This is a genomic window from Candidatus Defluviilinea gracilis (assembly GCF_057138825.1).
In genome coordinates this window covers 1-14,960 of sequence record NZ_DBNHEF010000077.1, presented here as the reverse complement: position 1 = coordinate 14,960, position 14,960 = coordinate 1, and the positions used below count along the sequence as shown (strand labels likewise).

At 55.9% G+C, this 14,960-nt stretch carries 30 protein-coding genes; all 30 read right to left on the bottom strand.

All coding sequences use genetic code 11. From position 1 onward, the window contains the following. The coding region (locus AC16KF_RS14925) for a DNA-directed RNA polymerase subunit alpha (protein ID WP_484038135.1) at positions 1-764 on the bottom strand (764 nt) is incomplete at its 3' end. A gap of 86 nt (positions 765-850) precedes the next feature. Then, on the bottom strand, positions 851-1,501 hold the full coding sequence (gene rpsD, locus AC16KF_RS14920; RefSeq protein WP_484038134.1) for a 30S ribosomal protein S4: 651 nt from the start codon (positions 1,499-1,501) through the stop codon (positions 851-853). Positions 1,502-1,525: 24 nt separating this feature from the next. Then, positions 1,526-1,930, bottom strand: coding sequence for a 30S ribosomal protein S11 (gene rpsK, locus AC16KF_RS14915; protein WP_484038133.1), 405 nt, complete (start codon positions 1,928-1,930; stop codon positions 1,526-1,528). Positions 1,931-1,945: 15 nt separating this feature from the next. Then, positions 1,946-2,332, bottom strand: a complete 387-nt coding sequence (rpsM, locus tag AC16KF_RS14910) for a 30S ribosomal protein S13 (RefSeq protein ID WP_484038132.1) — start codon at positions 2,330-2,332, stop codon at positions 1,946-1,948. An 8-nt stretch (positions 2,333-2,340) separates the two neighbouring features. Further along, positions 2,341-2,454, bottom strand: a complete 114-nt coding sequence (rpmJ, locus tag AC16KF_RS14905) for a 50S ribosomal protein L36 (protein ID WP_484038131.1) — start codon at positions 2,452-2,454, stop codon at positions 2,341-2,343. 89 nt (positions 2,455-2,543) lie between these two features. Then, complete coding sequence (gene map / locus AC16KF_RS14900; protein WP_484038130.1) at positions 2,544-3,314, bottom strand: type I methionyl aminopeptidase; 771 nt, start codon at positions 3,312-3,314, stop codon at positions 2,544-2,546. Then, positions 3,311-3,967, bottom strand: a complete 657-nt coding sequence (locus AC16KF_RS14895; protein WP_484038129.1) for an adenylate kinase — start codon at positions 3,965-3,967, stop codon at positions 3,311-3,313. The genes map and AC16KF_RS14895 overlap by 4 nt, the downstream gene beginning before the upstream one ends. Before the next feature lie 14 nt (positions 3,968-3,981). Further along, positions 3,982-5,355: a preprotein translocase subunit SecY gene (gene secY, locus AC16KF_RS14890; protein ID WP_484038128.1), complete on the bottom strand. Its 1,374-nt coding sequence runs from the start codon at positions 5,353-5,355 to the stop codon at positions 3,982-3,984. Between the two features lie 16 nt (positions 5,356-5,371). Then, positions 5,372-5,836: a 50S ribosomal protein L15 gene (gene rplO, locus AC16KF_RS14885; protein ID WP_484038127.1), complete on the bottom strand. Its 465-nt coding sequence runs from the start codon at positions 5,834-5,836 to the stop codon at positions 5,372-5,374. A 3-nt stretch (positions 5,837-5,839) separates the two neighbouring features. Beyond that, a complete protein-coding gene (gene rpmD / locus AC16KF_RS14880) occupies positions 5,840-6,043 on the bottom strand; it encodes a 50S ribosomal protein L30 (protein WP_484038126.1) in 204 nt (67 codons plus the stop codon). Continuing rightward, the gene (gene rpsE / locus AC16KF_RS14875; RefSeq protein ID WP_484038125.1) at positions 6,036-6,581 is read right to left on the bottom strand and encodes a 30S ribosomal protein S5; all 546 of its coding nucleotides are present in this window, start codon (positions 6,579-6,581) and stop codon (positions 6,036-6,038) included. Before rpsE ends, rpmD begins: the two co-directional genes overlap by 8 nt. Positions 6,582-6,596: 15 nt before the next feature. Beyond that, entirely contained in the window at positions 6,597-6,962 is a 366-nt protein-coding gene (gene rplR / locus AC16KF_RS14870) for a 50S ribosomal protein L18 (protein ID WP_484038124.1), read from the bottom strand. 3 nt (positions 6,963-6,965) lie between these two features. Then, entirely contained in the window at positions 6,966-7,514 is a 549-nt protein-coding gene (gene rplF / locus AC16KF_RS14865) for a 50S ribosomal protein L6 (RefSeq protein WP_484038123.1), read from the bottom strand. Between the two features lie 14 nt (positions 7,515-7,528). Further along, the gene (rpsH, locus tag AC16KF_RS14860) at positions 7,529-7,942 is read right to left on the bottom strand and encodes a 30S ribosomal protein S8 (protein ID WP_484038122.1); all 414 of its coding nucleotides are present in this window, start codon (positions 7,940-7,942) and stop codon (positions 7,529-7,531) included. Positions 7,943-7,955: 13 nt separating this feature from the next. After that, complete coding sequence (locus AC16KF_RS14855; RefSeq protein ID WP_484038121.1) at positions 7,956-8,138, bottom strand: type Z 30S ribosomal protein S14; 183 nt, start codon at positions 8,136-8,138, stop codon at positions 7,956-7,958. 3 nt (positions 8,139-8,141) lie between these two features. Beyond that, positions 8,142-8,690, bottom strand: coding sequence for a 50S ribosomal protein L5 (rplE, locus tag AC16KF_RS14850; RefSeq protein WP_484038120.1), 549 nt, complete (start codon positions 8,688-8,690; stop codon positions 8,142-8,144). 18 nt (positions 8,691-8,708) lie between these two features. Beyond that, positions 8,709-9,047 carry a 50S ribosomal protein L24 gene (rplX, locus tag AC16KF_RS14845; protein ID WP_484038119.1) on the bottom strand — a complete coding sequence of 113 codons (339 nt, stop codon included), beginning with the start codon at positions 9,045-9,047 and terminating at the stop codon, positions 8,709-8,711. 18 nt (positions 9,048-9,065) lie between these two features. After that, positions 9,066-9,437 (bottom strand): 50S ribosomal protein L14, encoded by a 372-nt coding sequence (gene rplN, locus AC16KF_RS14840; RefSeq protein WP_484038118.1) that lies wholly within the window; start codon positions 9,435-9,437, stop codon positions 9,066-9,068. Positions 9,438-9,440: 3 nt separating this feature from the next. Next, positions 9,441-9,728 (bottom strand): 30S ribosomal protein S17, encoded by a 288-nt coding sequence (rpsQ, locus tag AC16KF_RS14835; RefSeq protein ID WP_484038117.1) that lies wholly within the window; start codon positions 9,726-9,728, stop codon positions 9,441-9,443. After that, on the bottom strand, positions 9,725-9,946 hold the full coding sequence (rpmC, locus tag AC16KF_RS14830) for a 50S ribosomal protein L29 (RefSeq protein ID WP_484038116.1): 222 nt from the start codon (positions 9,944-9,946) through the stop codon (positions 9,725-9,727). Before rpmC ends, rpsQ begins: the two co-directional genes overlap by 4 nt. Beyond that, positions 9,943-10,365: a 50S ribosomal protein L16 gene (rplP, locus tag AC16KF_RS14825; protein WP_484038115.1), complete on the bottom strand. Its 423-nt coding sequence runs from the start codon at positions 10,363-10,365 to the stop codon at positions 9,943-9,945. Before rplP ends, rpmC begins: the two co-directional genes overlap by 4 nt. Before the next feature lie 32 nt (positions 10,366-10,397). Continuing rightward, positions 10,398-11,147: a 30S ribosomal protein S3 gene (gene rpsC / locus AC16KF_RS14820; RefSeq protein ID WP_484038114.1), complete on the bottom strand. Its 750-nt coding sequence runs from the start codon at positions 11,145-11,147 to the stop codon at positions 10,398-10,400. A gap of 9 nt (positions 11,148-11,156) precedes the next feature. After that, positions 11,157-11,510, bottom strand: coding sequence for a 50S ribosomal protein L22 (gene rplV, locus AC16KF_RS14815; RefSeq protein ID WP_484038113.1), 354 nt, complete (start codon positions 11,508-11,510; stop codon positions 11,157-11,159). 12 nt (positions 11,511-11,522) lie between these two features. Beyond that, positions 11,523-11,810: a 30S ribosomal protein S19 gene (gene rpsS / locus AC16KF_RS14810; protein ID WP_484038112.1), complete on the bottom strand. Its 288-nt coding sequence runs from the start codon at positions 11,808-11,810 to the stop codon at positions 11,523-11,525. 16 nt (positions 11,811-11,826) lie between these two features. Then, entirely contained in the window at positions 11,827-12,663 is an 837-nt protein-coding gene (rplB, locus tag AC16KF_RS14805; RefSeq protein WP_484038111.1) for a 50S ribosomal protein L2, read from the bottom strand. Beyond that, entirely contained in the window at positions 12,663-12,965 is a 303-nt protein-coding gene (gene rplW, locus AC16KF_RS14800) for a 50S ribosomal protein L23 (RefSeq protein WP_484038110.1), read from the bottom strand. Before rplW ends, rplB begins: the two co-directional genes overlap by 1 nt. A 9-nt stretch (positions 12,966-12,974) precedes the next feature. Further along, positions 12,975-13,604 (bottom strand): 50S ribosomal protein L4, encoded by a 630-nt coding sequence (gene rplD / locus AC16KF_RS14795; protein ID WP_484038109.1) that lies wholly within the window; start codon positions 13,602-13,604, stop codon positions 12,975-12,977. A gap of 19 nt (positions 13,605-13,623) precedes the next feature. After that, the gene (rplC, locus tag AC16KF_RS14790; protein ID WP_484038108.1) at positions 13,624-14,250 is read right to left on the bottom strand and encodes a 50S ribosomal protein L3; all 627 of its coding nucleotides are present in this window, start codon (positions 14,248-14,250) and stop codon (positions 13,624-13,626) included. Positions 14,251-14,446: 196 nt separating this feature from the next. Then, a complete protein-coding gene (gene rpsJ, locus AC16KF_RS14785) occupies positions 14,447-14,755 on the bottom strand; it encodes a 30S ribosomal protein S10 (RefSeq protein ID WP_484038107.1) in 309 nt (102 codons plus the stop codon). 8 nt (positions 14,756-14,763) lie between these two features. After that, on the bottom strand, positions 14,764-14,960 hold a 197-nt coding region (locus AC16KF_RS14780; RefSeq protein WP_484035603.1), incomplete at its 5' end, for an EF-Tu C-terminal domain-related protein.

The following is a 14,960-nucleotide window of genomic DNA, read 5'->3' as shown; positions in this document are numbered from 1 at the left end:
CGCACCGAGAGGTCGAGCGATTCGACCGGGGTGTCGGCGACTTCGCTACTCATGCGGCTCCCGCTCACTTCTTTTTCGATGGAAACAGTAAGCGTTTCCTCGCTGACGCCGGCGATATAGCGCAGGTGGTCGATGACCAATTTCGCCGCTGTGCTGAGGGCGCGCTCGGGCGAGACGGTTCCGTCCGTCCAGATTTCAAGGTTCAGTTTATCGTAGTTCGTGCTCTGCCCCACGCGGGCTGAGGTTACTTCCCAGTTCACGCGCTTGACCGGGCTGTAGATGGCGTCGATCGGCAGTTCGCCGATGGGCATGTGCCCGCTTCGTTCGTTGGCTGGCGAGTAGCCGCGTCCGCGCTCGACCGTGAACTCAAGATCGAGTTTGGTCTTGGGGTTATCGACGGTGAACAGGAATAATTCCGGGTTCACGATCTCCACCTCTGCGGGGGTGATAATATCCGCCGCGGTAACCGTCCCTTCGCCGCGCACTTCGAGGTGCATACGAGTGCTATCCACGCCGTCCAGCTTGATGCGCAACTGCTTAACCTGCAACATCACCTGGATGACATCCTCGCGCACACCGGGGATCTCGCTAAATTCGTGCAACACATCCGCGATTCGAATCGCGGTGACGGCGGCTCCCTCCAGGGAGGAGAGCAACACGCGTCGGAGAGCGTTTCCCAGCGTAACGCCGTAGCCGCGCTCCAGTGGGCTGATGACAAACTTGCCATAGTTTCGAGCCTCAGCCTCGCGCTCGATCTTAGGCATAACCATATTCGTAATACCCGTCACGGTTCACCTCTATAAATTCCAGTTTTTGCCGCCCAGAAAACGGGCGGCGCCAATACCAACTACTACCGTGAGTAGTATTCAACTATCAATTGTTCGTTCAAGATCCCGTCGATCTCGGAACGGTCCGGCAAGCGTTGGATCGAACCGGTCAACGATTTTGTATCGCGGTTCAGCCAGCTCGGCGATGTGCGGGCATCGGCAAGATCGCCAACCCCTTTGAAGTAAGCCAGAGCGCGCGAACCGCCACGGACAGCCACCACATCGCCTTCTTTGAGGAGCATGGAGGGCACATCGGTGCGGCGTTCGTTCACAGTGAAATGACCATGGGTCACCAATAAGCGGGCTTGCGAGCGACTGGAGGCGAACCCGAGGCGGAAGACGATGTTATCCAACCGGGATTCGAGGATTTGAAGCAGGTTCAAACCCGGCAGACCGCGGCGGCTGGAGGCTGTTTCGAAGTAGCGGCGGAATTGTCGCTCCAATACCCCGTACACGCGGCGGGCGCGTTGTTTGGCGCGCAACTGGCGAAGATAATCCGATTCGCGCCCGGTGCGGCTGGGACCGCCGCGTCCGCCGGTCTTGCCGTGCTGACCCGGGGCAAAACTGCGACGTTCAAACGCGCACTTCGGAGTGAAGCAACGCTCCCCTTTCAGATACAATTTTTCGCCTTCGCGCCGGCAAAGTTTGCATACCGGAGAAAGATTTTTCGACATAAATAACTATCCTCTTTTACTTGATTACACGCGTCGCTTTTTGGGCGGGCGACAACCGTTATGCGGGATCGGTGTGATATCCGAGATCAAGCGGACTTTGAGACCCATCGCTTGCACCGCGCGGATGGCATTCTCGCGGCCGGGGCCAGGTCCCTTCACATACAACTCAACCTCTTGAACTCCGAGTTGTTGCGCGGCTTTGATTGCCTGCTCGGCGGCAAGACGAGCCGCAAACGGAGTGCTTTTACGCGAGCCTTTGAAACCGGCCGAACCGGCGCTCCCCCATGCAATGGTATTGCCTTCCATGTCGGTGACGGTAACGATGGTGTTGTTGAACGATGCAAAGATGTGCACTTGTCCAGCCGACAGGGCGCGCTTGGCTTTCTTGGCGCCAGCCGAACGGCGCGTGGAACGTACGCTTTGAGCCATAATTCTTCTGCCTCTTTACTTCTTCGCGCCGCGGCGACGACCGCGACCGGCGACGGTTTTCTTGGTGCCTTTGCGGGTGCGCGCGTTAGTCTTCGAACGCTGGCCGCGGACAGGCAAGTTGCGGCGATGGCGCAAACCGCGATACGAGCCAATTTCGATGAGACGCTTGATGCTCATCTGGACCTCGCGGCGCAGGTCGCCTTCGACCTTGTAATTTTTACTAATAAACTCGCGCATCACTTGCACATCCGCCTCAGACAGGTCCTTCACCCGGGTGTCCGGGTTTACCTTGGTCTGGGCAAGGATGTTACGCGCGCGCGTCGGTCCGATCCCATATAAATAGGTCAGACCTACTTCTACCCGCTTATTGCGGGGCAAATCAACGCCTTCAATTCTCGCCATGGTTTACTCTATCCCTGTCGTTGTTTGTGTTTAGGATTTTCGCAGATGATAAATACTCTGCCTTTGCGCCGAATGACTCTGCATTTGGCGCAGCGCTTCCGTATCGATGGTGAAACTTTCATTTCAATTGACTCCTTACAACTTTCTTAAAACAGCCGAAGTTTTGATTATACACGCACGTAATTTGTTCGTCTAGCCGAATCAGGCAGGATCACGGGACAGTCAGGATTAAGGGGTCTCCTTCGGTGACAGCGACCGAATGCTCGAAGTGCGCCGTCAATGATCCGTCTGCCGAAACCACTGTCCAGTGATCGGGGAGCACGCGTGTTTGCTCCGTCCCGATCAGGACCATGGGTTCGATGGCTATTGTCATGCCCGGTTTGAGCGGCAAGCCAGTCCCGGCTTTGCCATAGTTCGGCAATTGGGGACCTTCGTGCATCTGCCTGCCCACACCGTGGCCGGTGTATTCGCGCGTGACGAAATAGCCGTTACTTTCCACATGTTTTTGTATCGCCGCAGACACGTCGCCGGTGCGGTTGCCCACGCGCATTTTCTCGATGCCGAACGCCAACGCTTCTTCTGTGACTTTCAGCAGGTTGCGGGCTTCGGGAGAGATTTCTCCCACCCCGGCAGTCAAAGCCGAATCCGCCACCAACCCGTTGAGCGCCGTTCCGCAATCTATTGAAACAATGTCGCCCTCTTTTAGGATCCGTTTCTTACTCGGGATCCCATGGACGAGTTCGCGGTTGATGCTCACCGTGATCGAGGTCGGGAAGGGCGGGCGCCCATAACCTTTGAACGGCGATACACACTTGTGTTTCCTCAGCACATCCTCAGCAGCCGCGTTGAGATCGGCGGTGGAAACACCCGGTTTTAAAAGTGCTCGTACAGTCGCCAAGACTTCCGCGTTGATTCGCCCGGCCGCGCGCATGGTCTGCAGTTCAGCCTGGCTCTTGAGGTGAATTTGGCGAGCCCAACTCATGATCTGGTTTTCAAGGCGTCCATCAGATCTTGTGTCACTTGATCGATGGCCTGTAATCCATTAATTTCTACCAACTTGCCGTGATCGCGGTAATACTTGATCAACGGCGTTGTTTGCTCCATATACACTTCGATACGGCGCGTGACGGTTTCCGATTTGTCGTCATCGCGTTGATATAACTCTGAACTGTCGATATCGCACACCCCTGCTCTTTTGGGCGGGTTGGTCTTCTCGTTGAAGATGTGACCGCTCTCGCGGCAGGTCCAGCGCCCGCTCAGGCGGCTGATCAACTCATCGCGCGGAGCAATGATCTGCGGGACAACATTCACCCGCCCGTGGAAGGTCTGGAGCATTTCTTCCAACGCGGTCGCTTGCGCCGGGGTGCGGGGAAAACCGTCCAAGATGGCGCCAGTTTCACAGTCGGGACGAGCGAGGCGGTCTTTGATCATCGCAATGGTCACGTTATCCGGCACCAGGTCGCCCTTGCTCATGAAGGTCTGGGCAAGCTTTCCCAAATCGGTTTGGTTCTTAATGTTCTCACGGAAGAGATCGCCTGAGGAGATGTGGGCAAGCCCTGTCCGCTCAGATAAACGATTTGCCTGCGTGCCTTTGCCAACTCCGGGTGGTCCGATGAGGACAATATATGTCGGCATGACAGGTCTCTTCTCTAGCTGGTTAGAAGTTTTATATCTTCGTAGCGGTTCTTCAGCTCGGATTCGATATTGGCAACCGTATCACGAACCACGCCGACTACGATCAACAAGCCCGACGATGACACCAGGAACAACCCGGCGTTATTGCTCGCCGGTGGATATACCACTTGAATGAGGAACGGCATGATCGCCACAACGCCCAGCAAGAGCGCGCCCGGTAATGTGATGCGGCTTTGAATGCGGCTCAAATACCTTTGGGTCGGCGCGCCTTCCGGCACACCGGGGATCTGAATGCGTTGGCGTTTCAAGTTATCACCGTAATTCTGCTGGTCGAAAATAACCGTCGTGTAGAAATAGGTAAAGGAAACGACCATGAGGAAGTATAACGTCCAGTAGCCCCATGAGTTCGCGCCGCTGGCATTGAAAAAGTTCACAACGCTTGTCGAAAAATTTGCCACCCATTGGGTTTCCGAGGTGACAAAATAACTCGCCACGATTGCCGGGAATTGCAGGATGGCGCTTGCAAAGATCAACGGGATCATGCCGGAGAGGTTCACCAACAGCGGCAGAAAAGGTTGAGGGGTCTTGATCGTCCGTCCGCGTTGAATGGCTTGAAACACTTGCGCCTTTTGGGCGAACATGATCGGCACATTGCGGCGCCCCTGTTGGACGTACACGACCGCAACCACAGTGAGGATGATGACGAAGATCATGATCCCAAGCAAAATCCAGCGGTTGGTTTCATCCAATAATATGACTTGGATGTTCTGCGGGATTTGCGACACAATGCCGGCAAAGATAATGAGCGAGAGCCCCTGCCCGCGGATACCGTATTCCGAGATCAACTCGCCGAGCCAGATGGCAAACATGGTGCCGGCGGTCATCACCAGCAAGGTAGTGAGCGACGACAGCCATAGGTCGGGCGTGAAACCGAACGGAATGATGGTTTGCGAAGCGATGGAGTTGAATATATTGATCTGTCCGATTGCCGAAAGCATTGCCATCGGCACGGCAAGATAATACGTCCACTTCTCCATCCATTGGCGGCCCTCGCGCGGGTTATCTTCCATGCGTTTCTGCAACGCGGGGATGATCGGCACCAATAATTGCAGGATGATCTGCGCCGTGATATACGGATACACACCCATGGAAAGAAGCGAGAAATTTGAGATCGTGCCGCCGGAGAGCAGGTTTAGGAAATCGAGAAAGTTCCCAGACCGGCTCTGCTGAAGGAACGCTTCCAACGCGGCGCGATCCACGCCCGGGGCGGGAACATTTGCGGCGATGCGAAAGATCAACAGGATTCCAAGCGTGATCAGCAATTTCCGGCGGATATCTTCCGACGTCCACAAAAATCGCCAAGCAGATGGTTTGTTCTTTTCAGCCATGAAGTTCCTCAGATACCTACTCGGATGCGGCGATCAGTTCCACACTGCCGCCTGCTTTTTCGATTTTGGCTTTGGCGCCCGCGCTGACGCGATGCGCGCGAACTTTAAGACCTATGGTCATCTCGCCGCGACCTAAAATTACCACCGGGTTACGGGGGTCGCGCAATAAATGGGCTTCGGTCATCGTTTCAGGCGTAACCTCTGTATCGGCTTTGAACGCCGCGGAAAGCTGGTCCAGATTCACTTCGTTGTAGTCGACGCGATTGAGCGGGGTAAATCCCTGACCGCGCATGAACGGCAAGCGACGATAAAAGGGCAGGTTGCCGCCCTGGCGATACATCTTGCCGCCTTCACCGGAGCGCGAACCCTGACCCTTGGTGCCGCGACCGGCTGTCTTGCCCTGCCCCGCGGAGATGCCGCGACCGACGCGCTTGCGATTCTTTTTGGAACCCGGGTTGGGTGCTAATTCATGAAGTTTCATCGTCTATCCTGCTTCTTCCACGTGAACCAAGTGGACGATCTTGTTGATCATCCCGCGAATGGCTTCGGTGTCTTTATGTTCAATGGTTTGTTGCAAACGGCGCAAGCCTAATGCCCGCGCGGTGGCGCGTTGGTCTTTGGTATAGCCGATCGGGCTTTTCACCAACGTCACAAAAAGGGTTTTGCCCTGCGATTCTTTCTTAGGCATGTTGCTTCCTCCGCTCCCAGAACGGCAAGAGATCGTTCACGTTCTTGCCGCGTCGCGCGGCTTCCTCGGCCGGGGATCGTAACTGACCGAGCGCGTCAAATGTGGCTTGCACCACGTTCAACACGTTCGCGCTTCCTTGTGATTTCGTGAGAATGTCGCGCACACCAGCCACCTCAAGCACAGCGCGCACGCCGCCTGCCGCAATCACGCCGGTGCCAGGCGAAGCGGGCTTGAGCATCACTTTCGCGCCAGCCACGCGCCCGAGCACTTCGTGCGGGATGGTGGTGCCGGAAAGGTTGACAACTTTCATCTTCTTGCGGGCGCGCGTCGACGCTTTGCGCATCGCGTCCGGTACGGCATTCGCCTTACCCACGCCCATCGAGATGGTTCCCTTCTTGTCGCCCACCACAACAGTTACGCGGAACTGAAAGCGACGTCCGCCTTTCACCACTTTCGCTACGCGCGCAATTTCGATCACACGCTCTTCGAATTGGTCTTGGGCTTCAAAATCCTGTTGATTTTTGTTGTATTCTGCCATTTGTTCTCCACGAACCTAAAACTGCAAGCCGCCTTCGCGCGCGCCGTCAGCCAGCGCCTTCACGCGACCCACATAACGAAACCCGCCGCGGTCGAACACAACGGACTGGATGCCCTTGCCCTTTGCGCGTTCAGCGATCGCCTGCCCGATCATTTTTGCCTGCTCAGACTTCTTCATGCCTTTTACTTTCGCGCGCAGGTCCTTATCCACAGTGGATGCGGAGGCGAGCGTGCGGCCCGCGCTATCGTCGATCACCTGCGCGTAAATCGCAGACAGGCTCTTGAACACGTTCAAACGCGGACGTTGAGCTGTGCCCGCCATATGTTTGCGGACACGCGCATGCCGGCGGGTTCGCGCCAACAATCGTGATTTATTCGCCATGGCTTACTTGGCTCCTTTCGCGGCTTTGCCAGCCTTGCGGCGGACTCGTTCACCCGCATAGCGGATGCCTTTGCCATGATATGGCTCTGGCGGACGCACACCGCGAATTTCAGCGGCGGTTTGCCCAACCACTTCGCGGTCGAATCCCTGTACCTTGATCTGGCGGGTTTTCAAATCCACTTCGAAGGAAATGCCGGCAGGCGGTTCCACCTTGACTGGGTGCGAATAGCCCACAAACAGCGCCAGATTCTTTCCTTCCATTTCAGCGCGGTATCCCACGCCTTCCACTTCAAGCACCGTTTCAAAGCCGGCGCTGACACCGCGCACCATGTTTGCAATCACTGCGCGGGTGGTGCCGTGAAGGGCGCGTTCAGCGGGGTGATTCGAATTACGCTTCACCACAACCTGCCCATCCTCCATCGTAATCGCAATATGCGGAGAGAACGCGCGTTTGAGTTCGCCTTTCGGTCCTTTTACGTGCACATCTGAGCCTTGCACAGTCACCTGCACACCGCCCGGGATCGCCACGGGTAAACGTCCAATACGAGACACTGAAACCTCCTGCCTTACCACACTTTACACAGGATTTCGCCGCCCACGCCGAGCTGTCGGGCGCGCGCGCCGGTCATCACACCTTTGGGCGTCGAGAGGATGGCAACGCCGATCCCGGAAAGCACCCAGGGGATGTCCTGCTTCTTAGTGTAAATTCGTCGTCCGGGCGTGCTCACGCGTTCCAGTCCGGAAATGACCGGTTTTTTCTCGCGGCGTTCGCCCACATATTTGATCTTGAGTCGTAAGGTCTTGTGAGCGGCAGGTTCGCCGTCCACTACCTCGAACGTTTCGAGGTACCCTTCGTCCTTGAGGATCTTTGCAATCTCCAGTTTGAGCTTGGAGTTCGGCATTGCCACCAGCGCGTGCCCTGCCATCACGGCATTGCGAACGCGGGTGAGCATATCGGCAATTGGGTCGTTTATAGACATGCTATCACCTCGCCTACCATGAAGACTTCACAACGCCGGGGATTTTCCCCTGCAACGCGAGTTCGCGGAAGCAGATGCGGCACAAGCCAAAGCGGCGGATATATCCGCGCGGTCTGCCGCAACGCACACAGCGGTTGCGGACCTGGCTTTGATGCGCCCGTCGGGACTCTCGATATTGCATACATTTCTTCGCCATAAATTATGCTTCCTTCTTGCTAAACGGCATTCCAAGCAATTGCAACATGGCACGCGCCTGGTTATCATTATTCGCGGTGGTCACGATGGTGACTTCCATCCCGCGCAGTTTGTCGATTTTGTCGTATTCGATCTCCGGGAAGATCAGCTGGTCGCGCAAGCCCAGGGTGTAATTGCCGCGTCCATCGAAGGCGTTGGGCGACACGCCGCGGAAATCGCGCACGCGCGGCAGAGCCGTTGTCATCAAGCGATCGAGGAACGCCCACATCTTGTCGCCGCGCAAGGTAACCTTGGTGCCGATCAGGCGCCCTTCGCGCAGTTTGAAGTTCGCAATGCTTTTGCGCGCCTTGGTCATGATCGGTTTTTGCCCGGTGATGATTGTCAGGTCGTTGACGGCGGCTTCGAGGGCTTTGGGGTTGTCCATTGCCTCGCCCATGCCGATGTTTACCACGACCTTATCCACACGCGGCACTTGCATGATGTTCTTGAATTCGAACGACTTGCGCAGTGCGGGAACAACGTCGCTGTTGTATTTTTCTTGTAATCTATTCATTCTTCAAATACTCCGCGGCTAGGCGATGATCGCCTGGCATTCTTTGTTCTTGCAGATGCGGTGCACGCCATCCTCGTCGCGTTTGACGCCGACCCGTGTGGGTTCCTTGCACGTCGGGCAGACCAGCATCACGTTTGAGATGTGAATCGGTCCTTCGAAGTGAATCCGCCCGGGGTTGATGTTGCGGTTCGACTGTGTCTGCACTTGCCGCTGGTGTTTGGTGCGGATGTTGACACCCTGCACGATCACGCGGCGCGTATCGAGGATCACGTTGATGACTTCGCCGCGCTTGCCTTTATCTTCGAGGCGCCCGCTGATGACTTGCACGGTGTCGCCTTTGCGAATCTTGACTTTCATTCTTATTAATCCTCCAACCTACAGCACTTCCGGAGCGAGTGAAACGATCTTCATGAAGCCTTTTTCACGTAACTCGCGCGCAACAGGACCAAAAATGCGCGTGCCTTTGGGGTTTACGCCATCGGCGTCCAACAATACCGCGGCGTTATCGTCAAACTTGATGTAGGAACCGTCTTCGCGCCGCCATTCCTTCGAACAACGGACGATGACCGCCCGCACTTTCTCGCTCTTTTTCACGCCGCCTTGCGGTGAAGCGGACTTCACTGAAGCGACGACTACATCGCCGATACTGCCGTACCTGCGGGTGGAGCCGCCCAGCACGTGGATGACGAGCAGTTCGCGCGCGCCGGAGTTATCTGCCACCTTAAGACGGGATTCGTGCTGGATCATGGCTTATTCCTCCGCCTTTAAGTCTGCAACGCCGGTATCTGCGGTGCGCACTTCGCGCTTGACAATGGATTCAACCACCCAGCGTTTTGTCCGAGACAATGGCTTGGATTCGACCAATTCGACCTGGTCGCCCACCTGGCAACCGATCTCATCATGCGCTTTGAAGCGCTTGCTCGAATGGACGACCTTGCGATACAAGGGATGACGGAAAACCCGCTTCACCTCGACCACAACCGTCTTGGTCATCTTGTTGCTGGTAACCACACCAGTCACGCGACGACGATTGTTCATGCTTCACCTTCCTTGGGTTCCGCGGCTTTTTGCTCGCGTAAAATAGTCAACATGCGGGCAATGTGGCGGCGCAGGATTCGCACGCGGCTGGTGTCGGTTAATTGGCCAGTTACCTGCTGGAACCGCAATTTCATTAGCTCGTCGCGCGCATCCGTCAGTTTGCCTTCGATCTGGCCGGGCTGGTCGTTACGCAAATCTTTCGCTTTTACAGCCTTCATGCCTGCTCTCCTTCGTGCCGCGCAACGACCTTTGTCTTGATCGAGAATTTATATTGCGCATTCTTAAGCGCTTGCACCGCTGTGGCAGAATCCAGACCGCCCACTTCGAACATAATACGGCCAGGCTTGACAACCGCCACATAATATTCAACGTTCCCTTTACCGGAACCCATGCGGGTTTCGGGCGGCTTGTGTGTGAACGGCTTCGCTGGGAAGATGCGAATCCAGACTTTTCCACGACGTTTCATCTCGCGGACGATGGTGCGGCGCGCGGCTTCGATCTGTCGCGCTGTGACCCAACCGGGCTCAAGCGCCTGTAAGCCGAACTCGCCGAAACTGACTTCCGCGCCGCGCAGGGCTTTCCCTCGCATACGACCGCGCATTTGCTTGCGCCACTTTACACGTTTTGGCATCAACATAATCACTACCTCAAAAGACGGCTCTGAATTTGCTACTGGCTGACGTACACGCCTTCAGTCGCCTCAACCTTTTCTTCCACTTCGGGCTTCGCTTCGCCCTTGTAGATCCAGACTTTTACACCGATCTGACCGTATGTGGTGGTCGCCTCAGAGATGGCGAAATCCACATTCGAACGCAGGGTTTGCAATGGGACGCGTCCCTCGCGCAACCAGACATCGCGCGACATTTCCGCGCCGCCCAAGCGACCGCCGACCATGATCTTGATGCCCTCGGCGCCCTGCTTCATGGCTTGCTGAATGGCGCGCTTCATGGCGCGGCGATAAGCGATACGACGTTCGAGTTGGTCGGCAATATTGTGCGCAACCAGCATCGCGTCGGTATCGGGCGAGCCGATCTCTTTGATATCGAGGTCGACCTTTTTCCCAACCAGCGCTTCCAGCCCCGCGCGGATCTTTTTCACGCCTTCGCCTTTGCGCCCGATCAAAATACCGGGCTTGGCGGTGTGAATCGAAACCTTGATCTTGCCGGGATAGCGTTCTACTTCCACCCGGGAGATGCCTGCTTTGCGGTTCTTCACAGTGTCGGGCAGGTCTTTGCGCAATTTACGGACTTCTGTGCTTTTGGCGGCGCCGCCTTTTGAAGGAATTCCGAGCAAAAGATTGCGAATGGCAAAATCCTGGTGCAGGTGCTGACGATATTCGGCGCCTTCAGCGAACCAGCGCCCCTGCCAACCCTGATTGATTCCAAGCCGCATTCCAATCGGATGAACTTTACGACCCATAACTTCTCCTTATGACTCCGGTGACGCCCCGCGCTCGCGCAGGACCACAGTGATATGCGAATTGCGGCGAAGAATCGGCTTGAAACGTCCGCGGGCGCCGAAACGCCTCCACTTGCGCGTGGGAGCCTCGTTTGCAAAGATCTGCGCCACGAACAGGTCGTCGCGGCTGATGCCGAGGTTTTCTTCCGCATTGGCAACCGCGGAAGCCAGCAATTTTCGCACCGGCAATGCCGCGGCTTTGTTCACAAAGCGGAGCATTTCGAGCGCGTCGTTCGCATCTTTGCCTCGCACGAGGTCGACGACCAGCCTCACCTTTTGCGCAGACATCGGAAGAAACTTCAAGTGTGCTTGAATATCATGCATGACTCAAATTCCTTATGATGCCGCGGGCGTGGCGGCTTTCTCGCCAATGGTATGGCCGCGGAAGGTGCGCGTGGGGGCAAATTCGCCCAGGCGGTGACCAACCATATTCTCGGTGATGTAGATCGGCACATGCCGGCGTCCATCATGGACGGCGATCGTATGACCAACCATCTGCGGGAAGATCACACTGGCGCGGCTCCAGGTGCGAATCACTTTCTTCTCGCTCTTCTGATTCATCGCTTCGATTCTTTTCAACAACTTGGGCTCCACGAAGGGTCCCTTTTTCAATGATCGTGACATTCTTACCTCAACTCAATTAGCGGCTCGTCTTGGAGCGACGGCGCACGATATACTGATTCGTCTTCTTGTTACGGCGGGTCTTGTAACCCAGGGTGGGCTTGCCCCACGGACTCTTCGGTCCGGGTAAACCAATGGACTGGCGTCCTTCACCACCGCCATGGGGATGGTCGCGCGGGGTCATAGCCGAACCTCGCACTGCCGGGCGGATGCCTCTATGGCGTTTGCGACCCGCTTTTCCAAGTTTGACATTGCCGTGATCGAGATTGCCAACCTGACCGATCGTTGCATAACAAGTCTGGCGGATCAAGCGCACTTCACCAGATGGCATACGCACTTGCGCAAAATCGCCTTCTTTGGCAAGTAATTGCGCCGCGCCGCCTGCGGAACGAACCAACTGGCCGCCGCGTCCATCCTGGACTTCGATGTTATGGATAAGCGTGCCGACGGGGATATTTGAAATCGGAAGCGAATTGCCGGAACGGATTTCGGCTCCTGCGCCAGCCATGACTGTATCGCCGACCTTGAGATCGAGCGGGGCAATAATGTAACGTTTTTCGCCATCTATGTAATGCAACAGGGCAAGGCGCGCCGTGCGGTTGGGATCGTACTCGATCGCCGCCACCTTGGCGGGAATGCCGCGCTTATCGCGTTTAAAATCCACCAAGCGGATGAAACGGCGATGTCCACCGCCGCGATGGCGAACGGTCACGCGGCCGTAGGCGTTTCTTCCGCCGCTTTTACGAAGCGGAACTAATAACGAGCGTTCCGGCTTGGACTTGGTAATCTCGTCAAATGTGTAACCGGTCATCCCGCGGGTGCCCGGTGTTACGGGTTTATACTTTTTGACTGGCATTATTGCACACCTTCAAAGATTTGCAGGGTTTGACCCTCTGCCAACGTGACGATCGCTTTCTTGACGCTGGCTTTACGAACCAACATACGACGGCTTCGCATTCTGCGACCGCGCTTGGCGGAGGTGTTGATAATGTTGACACGTTCGACCTTCACATCGTACAAGGTCTCAACAGCGTCCTTCACGGACTTGCGCGTGGCAAAATCTGCAACGACAAATGAATATTGATTCAATTTGCCGGAGAGATAATTCGATTTCTCTGTGATGAGTGGACGGCGTAAAATATCGTACACAGTGGTCATCTCTGTCTCCTATCCTAGATTCGCGGTCAGGGCATCGATTGCCGTCACAGGCAACACGAGTTTGTCATAGGTGAACAGATCGCGGATATTCAGGTAACCAGCGAGCAACACTTTGGCATCGTCGAGATTGCCAATCGTTCGCATGGCAACTTCATAGGATTGGTCTTTTTGCGGTAGAACAACCAGGGCAGACTTATCGCCTACAAGATTGTTCAACGCGAGCGCCATTACTTTGGTCTTCGGTTCGGAAATGGTCAGTTCATCCACAACAACCACGCCTGCCTCCTTTGCCTTTACAGAAAGGGCGGAGCGCAACGCAGCTTGTCTCATTTTCTTGGGCATACGCTGTTCGTAACTGCGCGGATGCGGGGTATGGATGCGACCGCCTCCCACCCACTGGGCGGCGCGGCGCGAACCTTGGCGGGCGCGGCCCGTTCCCTTTTGTTTCCAAGGTTTTGCGCCGCCACCGACAACTTCGCCGCGGACCTTGGTATCGTGCGTGCCAAGGCGCGCATTTGCCAGCTGGCGCTGGTATGCCTGGTGCATCAAATCTACATTAATAGGGGCTTCAAAGATCGCAGAGGGAAGTTCCACTTCGCGAATCTTCTTACCTTCGAGGTTGAAAACATCTACTTTCATCTCATCAAATCCTTTGCGCCTACTGCTTGCGCGCCTCTTTGATCATCACCACGCCGCCTTTGCCTCCGGGCACAGCGCCGTGAATGCCAAGCAGGTTGCGTTCCGTATCCACCATGATCACTTTCATGGCAGAGACGGTAACGCGGTCACTCCCCATATGACCGGCGCCGCGCGCATTTTTGAACACGCGCCCGGGGGTGGTTCCCGATGAACGCGAACCGGGAGCGCGATGGCGGTCAGATTGACCGTGCGTCTTCTTGCCGCCGCCGAAGTGATGGCGTTTGACTGCGCCGGCAAATCCTTTGCCTTTGCTTGTGCCGATCACATCTACTTTTTCGCCGACTTTGAAAACATCCACTGTCAGTTTGTCGCCAACGCTGGCGGCTTCCTTCGAGCGAAACTCGCGCAGAAAGCGAAGCGGCGGCAGGTCATTCGACTTCAAATGCCCAAGCGCGCCTGCCGACAATTTTTTAGGGTGAAGTTCTTCAAACCCAACTTGAACAGCCGCATACCCATCCCGATCCTGTGTGCGGACCTGCGTAACGTAACATGGCCCAGCTTCGATGATCGTCACAGGATACGCGACGCCTTTCTCATCGAAGATCTGGGTCATGCCGATCTTCCGTCCAATAAGCCCTTTTAACATGCTCAATTTTCTCCTTCAAAAGATTTTGCGAGACTGTCAGCCCGGGCTTGGGCTGCATCATCTCCGGACAGCGCAGTAAACGGGTTGTTGGGACATACAGGTTTTTGTTGTCCCGCGCAACGCCGTTCTTGCGCTGGCGAAATGAGAGAGTAGAGTTTCCATTCGAGCCGGTCTCTACTCTCTGTATAACGACCAACTAAATTTTTATTTCGATATCCACGCCCGCAGGCAATGACAAGCGCATCAACATATCGATTGTCTTCGAGTCCGGGTCAAGCACATCGATCAAGCGGTTGTGCGTGCGGATCTCATAATGCTCGTGCGAGTCTTTATCTATGAATGTCGAGCGCCGTATTGTAAACCGTTCAGTCTTGGTTGGCAAGGGCACGGGACCAACAACATGCGCGCCACTGCGTTCGGCAGTTTCGACAATGCGCTTGGCGGTCGAGTCAAGGACGCGATGATCGTACGCCTTCAAACGGATGCGGATCTTCTGTTTCGTCATGACATCGCCTATTCAATGATCTTAGTAACGACGCCGGCGCCGACGGTGAGGCCGCCTTCGCGGATGGCGAACTTGGAGCCTTGCTCCAACGCCACAGGCACGATCAGTTCCACGGTCAGGTTCACGTTGTCGCCCGGCATCACCATCTCGACGCCTTGCGGCAGTTCAATGTTGCCCGTCACATCCATCGTGCGGATGTAGAACT